9 protein-coding genes are annotated in these 11,436 nt (G+C 35.3%); 3 read left to right on the plus strand and 6 right to left on the minus strand.

What is annotated here, in order from left to right; all coding sequences use genetic code 11:
* Nucleotides 1–9: 9 nt before the first annotated feature.
* The 5 genes from HMPREF2801_RS00195 to HMPREF2801_RS00215 all read right to left on the minus strand — a co-directional run bounded on the left by HMPREF2801_RS00195 (nucleotide 10) and on the right by HMPREF2801_RS00215 (nucleotide 6,049).
* Nucleotides 10–1,620, minus strand: a complete 1,611-nt coding sequence (locus HMPREF2801_RS00195; protein ID WP_070609884.1) for a MutS-related protein — start codon at nucleotides 1,618–1,620, stop codon at nucleotides 10–12.
* Between the two features lie 122 nt (nucleotides 1,621–1,742).
* Nucleotides 1,743–2,690 carry a D-2-hydroxyacid dehydrogenase gene (locus tag HMPREF2801_RS00200; protein ID WP_070609886.1) on the minus strand — a complete coding sequence of 316 codons (948 nt, stop codon included), beginning with the start codon at nucleotides 2,688–2,690 and terminating at the stop codon, nucleotides 1,743–1,745.
* A gap of 173 nt (nucleotides 2,691–2,863) precedes the next feature.
* Nucleotides 2,864–4,234 (minus strand): MATE family efflux transporter, encoded by a 1,371-nt coding sequence (locus tag HMPREF2801_RS00205; protein ID WP_070609887.1) that lies wholly within the window; start codon nucleotides 4,232–4,234, stop codon nucleotides 2,864–2,866.
* Nucleotides 4,235–4,324: 90 nt separating this feature from the next.
* Nucleotides 4,325–5,053 (minus strand): TraX family protein, encoded by a 729-nt coding sequence (locus tag HMPREF2801_RS00210; RefSeq protein WP_070609888.1) that lies wholly within the window; start codon nucleotides 5,051–5,053, stop codon nucleotides 4,325–4,327.
* A 66-nt stretch (nucleotides 5,054–5,119) separates the two neighbouring features.
* Nucleotides 5,120–6,049, minus strand: a complete 930-nt coding sequence (locus HMPREF2801_RS00215; RefSeq protein WP_070609890.1) for a nitronate monooxygenase — start codon at nucleotides 6,047–6,049, stop codon at nucleotides 5,120–5,122.
* A gap of 306 nt (nucleotides 6,050–6,355) precedes the next feature.
* Between HMPREF2801_RS00215 and HMPREF2801_RS00220 the strand changes: the two genes are divergently transcribed.
* The 3 genes from HMPREF2801_RS00220 to HMPREF2801_RS00230 are packed head-to-tail and all read left to right on the plus strand — an operon-like array spanning nucleotide 6,356 to nucleotide 10,024.
* A complete protein-coding gene (locus tag HMPREF2801_RS00220) occupies nucleotides 6,356–7,420 on the plus strand; it encodes a TAXI family TRAP transporter solute-binding subunit (protein ID WP_070609892.1) in 1,065 nt (354 codons plus the stop codon).
* Complete coding sequence (locus HMPREF2801_RS00225) at nucleotides 7,420–7,953, plus strand: DUF1850 domain-containing protein (protein ID WP_070609894.1); 534 nt, start codon at nucleotides 7,420–7,422, stop codon at nucleotides 7,951–7,953. The genes HMPREF2801_RS00220 and HMPREF2801_RS00225 overlap by 1 nt, the downstream gene beginning before the upstream one ends.
* On the plus strand, nucleotides 7,940–10,024 hold the full coding sequence (locus HMPREF2801_RS00230; protein ID WP_070609896.1) for a TRAP transporter permease: 2,085 nt from the start codon (nucleotides 7,940–7,942) through the stop codon (nucleotides 10,022–10,024). Before HMPREF2801_RS00225 ends, HMPREF2801_RS00230 begins: the two co-directional genes overlap by 14 nt.
* 301 nt (nucleotides 10,025–10,325) lie before the next feature.
* Here the strand turns inward: HMPREF2801_RS00230 and HMPREF2801_RS00235 are convergent, their stop codons facing one another.
* Nucleotides 10,326–11,336, minus strand: a complete 1,011-nt coding sequence (locus tag HMPREF2801_RS00235; RefSeq protein WP_070609898.1) for an aminomethyl transferase family protein — start codon at nucleotides 11,334–11,336, stop codon at nucleotides 10,326–10,328.
* Nucleotides 11,337–11,436 lie beyond the last annotated feature (100 nt).

Raw genomic sequence — 11,436 nt, forward strand, 5'->3', positions numbered from 1 at the left:
TCGGTTTTTTTATCTTTCTTCTAGGTCCCTTGAAAGGGCTCTTGCTTCACTTATTATTTCTCTTGGGTAATTTAAGTTGTCTAATATTGCAATGGCGTTACGGCTTGTGGCTGGCCCTTCCTTTAATAAGTAGTCAAATTTTATGTCGCCCTCTTCTATTTTCTCTTCAAAGTGCATATTTTTGTAGAGGTCCTTTAACAAAATTGTAAGCTCAATGTCGTGGGTTGCCGCCACTACATGGTTATTTCTTGCCAAATATTTTAGGGTCGCCGTGGCTGCTGCAATTCTGTCAATGGTGTTTGTCCCCCTAAATATTTCGTCAAGCAAAATTATTTTTTCTTCACCATCTTCTATCATCTCTCCAATTGCCTTGGACTCTGCCATAAAATAGGATAGGTTTTCCATTATTGAGTCAGATATGTCAATAGCTGATCTTAATTTCATGGGCTTTATTTCAAATTTTTCGCCAAAGAAAATTCCAAAGGATAGGGCAAAGACTGCGTTGATGCCAATTGTCCTAAGATAAGTTGACTTGCCTGATGCATTTGAACCTGTAAGGATCATGGATTTTTCTAAATCTAAATCATTTGCCACTGGGTCCTTTAGGAGTGGAGTGTATAAGTTTTTGCCTGAAATTCTTTCTCCAAAGTCTGCAAAGTTTGTGCCATAGGCCTTTGAAATTGAAATTATTCCAATTTGGCAGTCGATTTTTCCCAGCAAGTAGTAAAGTCTAAAGATTTCTTCTCCATATTTTTTGAAATATTTTTGTGCCTTAGAAAAACTCCTAGCTTCTGATAAAAATAATACATTCTTATAAGTTTCTGCGAAGTCCATTTCTGCATTGCCCGTCAAAAATCCAAAGGACCTTAAGGTTTTCTTTAGGGGTCCAAGTTCTCCTAAAATATTTTCTACTTCTTGGACTTCTTCTGTGAAGACTTGGTCTTTATTTTTCGTCAAGCTTTCTGATACAAATAAAATACTTTTGAGCCTAACTAAGCTTTCTAACTTGCCCAAAGTTATTTCGTTAAATTTTTTGTAGATAAAGGTGTTGACGCCAAGGAGGACAAAGATAAATAGGACTGCCTGGGCCCTTAAGAAAATAAAGAGAAGGATAATATAAAGTGCTGTGAAAGAAAAAATCCTGGCTGCAATGTCAAGTTCTCTATCTACTTTAACTTCTTCTTCAATAAGATTTAGGACATCTTCCTTGAAATAACCAATCTTTCCCAGCTGAAACTGCATGTCTAGAAGCTCATCTTCTCTATCACCGTAAAGCTTTATGTTATTCTGAGTCTTTTTAATTTGGTCTTCATCTAAAATCAAATCTCTCAGCCTGTAATAAAAGTATTCCAAGCCCAGCCTAGTCATGTTGTGGTTCATCTTCTCAATGATTTTGTCGAAATTTAAATCAGCTGCTGTTATTTCAGATAAATTTCCCCCAAGCCTTTTATGTATGCCGTCAATTTTTTCCTTGAATTTTTTGGAGTGAATTTTGCCAAAGTTTTTTCTTATTTCAACTCGCAAAATTCTTTCGTTTTTTATTTTCACATAGTAGTTGTATAAAAAAACCACTCCAGTAAAAGCTAATAATAAAATAATTGGTGCGTAATAGTCCTTCATGTCATCCTCCTCTTAATCTCTTTCATTATTTTATTACAAAGAGATTGTCATTGCAATGAATAAAGACTAGGCAAAAAAAAGACTGCTCACTTAAAGTGAACAGCCTTAAAAAATTTATTTAATTATTTACAGTTTGGAAATAATTCGTCAAAGTTTTTAAGAATTACATGTCCAATGTCGTCTTGAGCATCGATAGTTGATCCACCAATGTGTGGTGTTACATAAAGTCTATCAAGTTCAAATAATTTGTTTTCTACTGGAACATCTTGAGTGTCAAGTCCGCCAGAGCCAAGTTCGTTAGAAAGTGTATCTAAGTTTGCTCCACCTAGTTTGCCATTCTTGATGTAGTCGTATAGGTCATCTTCGTTAACAATTCCGCCACGAGCAGCGTTGATGATGCAAGCTCCGTCTTTCATCTTTTCAAATTCTTCTGCTGCAAATAAGTCCTTAGTATCAGGAGTTAGTGGCATGTGAAGAGTGATAATGTCAGATTCTTTTACAAGAGTATCGAAGTCAACAAGTTTAGCATAGTCAACTTTGATGTCTTCTGGTTTTAAGAATGGGTCATAAGCAAGAACGCTCATGTGGAATACATTAGCGATTTCGCCAACTCTTCTACCAATTGCACCAAAGCCACAAATTCCTAGAGTCTTATTTCTAAGTTCTCTACCAATCCATCTATATTTGTTCCAAATTCCACCCTTAACTTCGTTTTGAGCTTGTACAGAGTTTCTGTAAAGGTCTAACATTTTTGCAAAAACAAGTTCAGCAACTGCGTTTGCATTTTGTCCTGGAGAGTTTTTAACTGGAATATTTTTTTCTTTTGCATAGTCAAGGTCAATGTGGTTAGTTCCTGTTGAACCAACGAAAATTGCCTTTAAGTTTTTAGCAGCATCAAGAACTTCTTTGTTGATGAATGGGTCAACTCTCATGAATAGGAAATCATAAGGTTCAATAATTTCTGCTAATTTTTCAGAAGTTGGAAGCATAACTTTATCAAGTTCAATACCTCTTTCTTCAAGTCCCTTGTCAATTACATCTGACATATAGTCTACCATTAACGCTTTCATTTACATCCTCCTTAAAATTTTATGTACATCGTTACATTTCTATTTTAGTTGAAAATGGAATCTTTTTCAAGTTCATTTATCTCCTTAATATAATTAACACTTTTCTTTAAAAAAACCCTTGGAAAACTATTCTATATTTACTTTAAGTTAATGGTTTCTCCAAAGGCTTATAATTATTCTTCAATTGTTTTGTTCCTAAGATCGTCTAAAACTTTTTTCGCAAGGGCAAAGGTAACTAGGGCAGTTATAAAGTCTGCTGTGGGCGGTGCATACAAAAGTCCCTTGACGCCAAATAAGTTTGCGTAGAGATAGGCAAAGGGAACTAGGAGAAGGACTTGTCTTAGTAGAGATATTAAAATCCCCCTCTTGGCTAGTCCAATTGATGTCAAAAATCCCATAGTAACTGGTTGCACTCCATTTAAAAAAGTAAAGAAGAGCATAATCCTAAATAATTTTATGGCAAAGTCAAAATATAAGTCGCTTCCTCCACCAAAGAGCATGATTATTTGTCTTGGAAAGACTTGGAAAATTACAAAGGAAATTGATGACACTATTAGGGCATACTTAATTGCAAGTTTATAAACTTCTACTACTCTGTCATAATTTTTCGCACCATAATTAAAGGATGAGATTGGTTGAAGCCCTTGTGAAAGTCCAATATTGACGCAGAAAAATACCATGCTCACCTTCATGACAATGCCCACTGCCGCAAGAGGTATGTTGGCTCCATATTCTGACAAAGATCCATAGTATCTGTAAAAATTATTCATAAGTATTTGCACGAAAAGTATGGCAGCTTGGTTAAATCCACTTGCCGCACCAAGTCTTACAATGTTAATGATCTTATCTAATTGGAATTCAAAATATTTCCCTTTTAAGTCCACAGACTTAAAGTGTCTTTTAAAATAAAATATTACCATTAGAAAAGAGAAAAATTGTCCAAGAACAGTTGCGTAAGCTGCTCCTGCCATGCCCATGTCAAAGGCAAAAATAAAAATTGGATCAAAAATTAAATTTATGACAGCCCCCACTACCATGGAATACATGGAAAATTTTGGAGCTCCATCAGCTCTTATTAAAGTTGAACCAACATTTACTAGTATTAAAAATATAAAGCCGTAGGAAGTTATGGACACATACTCTATGGCATAGCCCATAATCTCCTCTGTGGCGCCAAAAATTTTTAAAAAATTTTCCATAAACAGGTGAGTTATTATTGTAAATACAAGACCTGCTATAGTGGCAAGACTTATGGAATTTCTAATGTAGTGCCTTGCAAGGTCATCTTCCCCTCTGCCCAGTGAAATATTAAAATTTGCAGCTCCACCAATGCCACACAAAAGTGCAAGAGCTGTGCAAATTGTCACAAGAGGAAAGGCAACATTTGTTGCAGCATTTCCAAGCATTCCCACAGAGTTGCCAATAAATATTTGGTCTACAATGTTATATAAGGAACTTATTATTAAGGCAAAGATACTTGGTAAGGCAAACTGTATAAGTAATTTCTTTATATCTTCTCTTCCTAAAATATTTTCTTCTTTCATCTTTTACCTCCCACTTTATAAAAATCCTTTAATAATTTAAAAGCTATTTTAAAAAAATAAAAAGACGCATCTGCGCCTTAAGTTAAAAATTTAAATATCAAGATACATCCTCAAAAGTCCAAGAGCAAGAAGATGCACTGGATAAAATAAATAATTAAATAATTTGTTTTGCTTTCCCTTATCGCCATTATACATTATAGTTAGTCCAAAGCCAAGTATTGACCAAACTTCTTTTATTATAGTCAAGTAGGCAAGGGCTCCTGAAGCTATAGGTCTATTGTAAAATATATAAAAGAAAAAAGCTATAAGTATTGCGTGAAAACCATAATCCCCTGAGACAAAAATGCTTGCAAAGTACATGAAGATTAAAAGTGGTATAGAAAATAAAAGCCATTTTCTTACAATTTTATCTTCAAACTTATTTCTAATCTCATCTAATATCCAAATAAAAATTAGAGAGAGAGCCAGAGAAAATAAGACATTGTTTAGTCTAAATTCTAAAAAAACTTTTGAAGAAAACATATCATAGGGCACTTCTGAAATCAATGCAAAGAAAAGTAAGTTTAGTAAATATTTTTTCCTTGAATGAGTCCTAAAAAATCCTTCTACTACAAAAAATGAAAAGAGAGGAAAGGCAATGCGACCTAAGACATCAAAGACTGTAGAAATCTTTGAGAGAGTGCTTCCCACTTCAAGGTAGGGCAAAATTATCGCCTTGTTGACATGATCAATTAACATAGATGTAAAGGCCATGTATTTTAACTGTGCCCCATTTAAAACTTGAATCCTTTTTAATTTTTCATTATTAAATCTTTCCATATTTTGCTCCAAAATTTTGCAAAATTATTTTACTATAAAATTTATGAAGTAAACAAGAAAAAATTTTTAACTATTTTTAAAATTTTCTTTTAGGTCTTTGTAGTCATTCATAATATTTTCTATTATATCTCTTACACTTTCCACTTTATTTAAATACTCGTAGCCTTCCCCTGCCATGACAGAGCCCCATTCCACATCTCCATCTCTTACAGCTTTATAGCTAGAGCCTGCAGCATACTTTTCAAATTCTTCTTGGTCAAGCTTATTTAATTCGATCTCCAAAAGTTTATCAGCCAACTTATTTTTATAGCACCTTATTGGATGAGGCGTCGTAATTCCTGTGACAATTGTGTCCCTATCTGTGGCTTCAAGAAGAGTCTTTTTAAAGTTTTCGTGGACTGGTGCTTCTTCTGACACCAAAAATCTCGTGCCCATTTGCACTCCACTTGCCCCCAAAATTTCCGCAGCCAAGATGTGTCTTGCCGTGTAAATTCCTCCAGCAGAGATCACCGGAATTTTTACAGAGTCACAAATTTCTGGTAGAGCTGGGAAAGTGTTGAGCTTTCCTATGTGTCCCCCTGCTTCTGCACCTTCAAAGACGCAGGCAGTGGCACCTAGGCTTTCAACTTTTTGCGCCATCTTTTTGTTGGCAATAATAGGAATTACCTTTAGACCCTTATCTAGCCAGTAGTCAAAATATTTTTGAGGATTTCCTGCACCACAAGTTATAATTTTTACTCCCTCTTCAACAACAATTTTATTGAGCTCGTCAATGGCTGGGTGAATCATTACCATATTTACGCCAAAGGGCTTGTCTGTCATCTTTTTTATTTTTCTTATTTCTTCTCTAACGACCTCTGGACTAAAGCCGCCTGTTGCTATCATGCCAAGACCACCAGCTTCTGAAACCGCACCTGCAAGCTCTGATGTAGAAATATTTGCCATAGCTCCCTGCAAAATTGGATACTTAATATTTAATAGATGGGAAATTTTCATTTTTACCTCCAAAATTTATAAATTTTTTAATCTTTTAAGATTGATAAATTTTTTAAATCTTTCGAGATTTTATTTTTAAATTTACATTTTATACTTACCCTAAAAGCAAATTTCATCACTTAATGGCATTTTCTTTATTTTAAACCGTTTTCAAATTTGTAGCTTTGTATAAATATCATACAATTTTTCGCCCCAATATCCTTTTTATTTAATTGACATTTGATATTAGTTATTGTAATATAAAAATAGCAAATAAACATTTTCATAAAATTTTAGTTTATTTGAATAATGTCAAGGAGGATTATTATGACAAAGAAAAAATTTATGACACTCATGATGCTTATTGCTTTGGTTGCAGTTACTTTAACTGCTTGTAGCGGCGGCGGAAACAAAAAAGAAGAACCTGCTAACAATGCTACAAAAACTGAAGAAAACGCAAAGACAGAAGAAGCTTCTGGCGAAATGAAAGCTGAAGGTTTAATGGAAACTAAAGGCGGATTCATGTCAGTTGCAACAGGTGGTACTGGTGGTACATATTATCCACTAGGTGGAGCACTTTCTAACATTCTTAATAATGCAGGTGTTAACTACACAGCTACTGCACAAGCTACTGGTGCTTCTAAAGAAAATGTTGAACTTGTTACTAAGGGAGACGCAGAAATCGCATTTATTCAAAACGACGTTGCTTACTATGCACTAAACGGTACTGATACTTTCGAAGGACAAAAGAAACCTTCTCTAAGAGGTCTATGCTGTCTATATCCTGAAATCGTACAAATAGTTGCTTCTGATGAATCAGGAATTAAAACTATTGACGACTTAAAGGGCAAGAGAGTTGCTGTTGGTGCTCCAGGTTCTGGTGTTGAAGTTAACGTAAAACAAATTCTTGATATCCACGGAATCACTTATGATGATTTAGGAAAAGTTGACTATCTATCTTTCGCAGAAGCTGCTGACCAAATTAAATCTGGTCAAATTGATGCAACATTCTTAACTGCAGCAATTCCATCTTCAGCTATTACTGAACTAGCAACTACTCATGATGTTCACCTAGTTCCAATTGCAGAAGATAAAGCTGAAGCTCTTATCGCAAAATATCCATTCTATGTTAACCTACACATCACTCCTACAGAATACAAGGGACAAGACCAAGAAATCTCTGTAGTAGCAGTACAATCAATGCTAGCTGTTGATGAAAGAATGGCTGAAGAAGACGCATACAATATTGTTAAACTTTTATTCGAAAACCTTGATACTATGAAGGAATCTCACGCAAGAGGTGGCGACATCGCTCTTGATAAAGCTCTTGACGGTATGAGTATTGAAGTTCACCCAGGTGCACAAAAATATTTCGATGAAGTTAAAAAATAATGAATGGTAGAAATAAAGAGGGCATTGGAAAGAAGTTTTTCTTTCCAATTCTCTTTATTATAATAGTTTTTTTTATTTTATCCTTTGTGAAAATCGACGCAATAATAATAAAATCTTACTTTAATGGAGACCTATTAAAGATAGAACACTTAAAGGATAAGGAAAGGTTCGGCATAGTCTATACCCATTCCGTTGAAAGGTCAGAGACTAGTGAATGGTATGAAGTTCGCGATGGCAAATTAATACTTATGGAACAAAGATATCGCGACCAAGGTGCAGGTCTTCCTGTAAATTTAATATACAAGTTTAAATACACCGATGACGGTAGTTTTTGCCTATATGATATGAACGTTCCCTTTGAAACTGTTGTTTATAGGACTGGGGCTGTCATAGCAAATCACAAACTTGTTATCAATGGAAGGACCACTCCCTTTTTAGATTTTTCTGAACCGAGAGAAGCTTTAGAATTTTCTACTGAACACATCTCACTTTTACAATACGCACTAAGGAGGTGCCAAATTGAGCGAAGATAAAAAATTAAATGAAAATTTAGAATCTGAAGAAATAAAAACAGAGGATTCAAAACTAGATTCACAAGATCCGTCTTCTGAAGCTAGTTTTACTAAGACTGCTGAAGAACTTGGTGCAATGAATGTTGATGAATTAATGGAACAATACGACCTTGAAACTAGTAAGCTTCGTAAGTTAACTGGCAAGGTTGCTCTATTCATTACAATCGTTGCAATTTTAATGTCTGCTTTCCATTTATTTACAGCATGGCATGGTACACTTTTAGCTATGAAGCAAAGATCTCTTCACTTAATCTTTGCCTTTACTCTTGGATTTGCACTTTATCCAGGATTTAAAAAGTCATCAAAAGATAAAATTGATATCACTGATTGGCTACTTATTATTTTATCAGTTGGAGTATGGGGCTACATATTCTTTAATGTAGAAGCAATTGCCCTTAAGGGTGGTCAAATGTCCACTACTGATATGGTGCTTGGTGTTCTTGCAGTTCTACTTACTCTTGAAGTTACAAGAAGAGTCGTAGGACCAGAACTTCCTATCGTTACTATAGTATTCCTACTATTTGCTTACTTCGGCAGACACATGCCAGGTATATTTGCCCACAGAGGATTTAATGTTACTAGAATTGTTTCACACATGTATATGACTACTGAAGGTATTATGGGTACACCTCTTGGAGTATCTTCTACTTTCGTATTTATGTTTATACTATTTGGATCCTTCCTAGACAAAACTGGTGTTGGCGAATTCTTTATAGACTTTGCTTACGCTTTAACTGGTTCTACAAGATCAGGTCCAGCTATGACATCAGTTCTTTCTTCAGGACTTATGGGTTCAATCTCAGGTTCATCTGTAGCTAACACAGTTACTACTGGTGCCTTCACAATTCCACTAATGAAATCAGTTGGTTACAAACCTCACTATGCAGGTGCCGTAGAAGCTACTGCATCTACTGGTGGACAAATCATGCCTCCAGTAATGGGAGCTGCTGCCTTTATCATGGCGGACTTCACTGGTTTCCCTTACATTTCAATTGTTAAGGCTGCAATTATCCCAGCTGTTCTATACTATATAGCTGTTGGTACAATGGTTCACTTGGAAGCTTGTAAACTTGGCCTTAAAGGTATGCCTAGAGAATCACTTCCAAAGGTTTCAAATATTTTAAGAAAACAAGGTTATTTAACTCTACCTCTTATCGCAATCATCTTCATGTTGGTTAAACAATATCCACCAACAATGGCTGCTTTAACTGGTATAGTAATTGGCGTTATAGTTGCCATGACAGTATCTCTTATTAAAAAAGATAATTCCTTTACTCCTAAAGATATTCTTGGAGCAATGGAAGCAGGTGCTAAGGGTGCCGTTGGTGTAGCTTGTGCCTGTGCTTGTGCTGGTATGATCGTAGGTGTTGTAACACTTACTGGTTTCGGTCTAAAGATTGCAGAAGTAATCGTACAAATAGCTCAAGGTAGACTAATCCCTACACTACTTCTTACAATGATATCTTCAATTATCCTTGGCATGGGACTTCCAACTACTGCAAAATACATCGTACTTGCAACAATGGCTGTTCCAGCAATAACAAAACTTGGTGTAAACTTAATGTCAGCCCACCTATTTATCCTATACTTTGGTGTAGTTGCCGACGTTACTCCTCCAGTAGCCCTAGCTGCTTACGCAGGAGCAGGTATCGCAGGTGCAAACTCAATGAAGACTGGTTTCCAAGCCTTCAAGCTTGCCATAGGCGCCTTCATAATACCTTACATCTTTGTTATTAACCCACACTTAATAATGGTAGATTCCATAGTAGGAACAACAGTAAATTGGCTTCCAGTAACAGCTGCTCTACCAACAATTGTAACTGCACTTATTGGTACAATTTGCTTGGCAGGTACAGTTGAATCTTATCTATTTGGAAACCTAAGAATATGGCAAAGAATTATACTTCTTTTAGCTGCTTTCGCACTACTTGATCCAAAGCTTCTTACTGACGCAATTGGACTTGCTGCTCTAGCATTTATCTTTGTAACACAAAAAATGCTAAATAAAAATAAACCAGCAGCTACTGCTTAATCTTAATTAAAAAATAATTTTGAAAAGATTTTAATATCTGTTGGGGAGAAATCTCCAGCAGGTATTTTTTTGTGGCTCTATAATATCTGTTGGGGAGAAAATCTCTAAAAGATATTTTTTGCAAAAATTGGCTCTATAATATTTTTGGGGATTAAATCTCTAAAAAATATTTCGCAAAAAATTGCACCTATAGCCTTGATTCATTCTTAAATAAACAAAGACATAAGTGCAAAAATTTTCATTTAAAATTTATTATAGCTTAACATAAAAAAGGAGCCCAAGGACTCCTTTTATTCTTATCTTATCCTCTTACTCTTTCATTTTCCTTGTCATAGAAAACTCTGTCGCATAATTTTGCCTTTAGGCTGCCAACCTTAGCTTTAATTTCAACTTCTTTTCCTTCCACTGCACATTCCTTTTCAATTAAGCAGTAGCCAATAAATTTTTCAAGAGTGTAGCCGTAAGTGAATTTAGTAACCTTGCCGATTTCCTTACCATCACATAGAACTGGGTCTCCTGCTTCAACTTGACCTTCTTCTAAAAGTTCAAAGCCGAAAAGATCTCTCTTAATATTTCCCTTTGCCTTTAGAAGTTCATCCTTGCCAATGAAGTCGCTGTCCCAGTGAACTGTCCAGCCATAGCCAACTTCAAGAGGATTTGTGCCTTCAAGGTCGCTCATAAGAACGTAGCCCTTTTCTCCTGGCAAACTTCCAATAATTACATCAGTGGTAATATTAACTAAGCCAAATTCCTTGCCGCATTCCTTAATTTTTTCTTCAAGAACTTCCTTCTTGCTACTTTCAACATAAAGTTCATAGCCAAGTTCGCCTGTGAAACCTGCCCTTGCAACCATAATATCTAAGTCGCCAACAGTGTTGTCTTCAATAGTGAAGAACTTCATAGAAGAAAGGTCCTTGTCCACAATTTTATTTACAAGATCTCTTGACTTTGGACCTTGAAGAGCAAACATAGTTAGCTTTGAAGTAATGTCCTTGTAGTCTATATCGCAGCCACCCTTAAACTTGTCAAACCACTTAATCATCTTGTCAATGTATAAAGTTGAAATCAAATACTTGTCATCTTCCAACCTAAAAACAATAACATCGTCAATAATTTTTCCCTCTTCATTTAGCATTGTAGTGTAAAGTGCGTGACCCTTTTTCATATTTTTTATGTCATTTACAAAAACTTTGTCTAAAAAAGTTGCTGCATCCTTACCCTTGACATCTAAAACTTGGTGAGTGAAATCATAATAACCAACGCCATTTCTAACAGCTTCGTGTTCTTTTCTTCTTAATACATCATTTTTCATAAAATCACTTTCCTTTATCACGTTACAAAAATAAATCTCTCACCCCTAATATACCCTCAAAAGTTTTTTAAAAATCATAACCACCGGCTAAGCCGGTGGT

The sequence above is a fragment of the Peptoniphilus sp. HMSC062D09 genome (assembly GCF_001811425.1).
Taxonomy (GTDB): domain Bacteria; phylum Bacillota; class Clostridia; order Tissierellales; family Peptoniphilaceae; genus Peptoniphilus_A.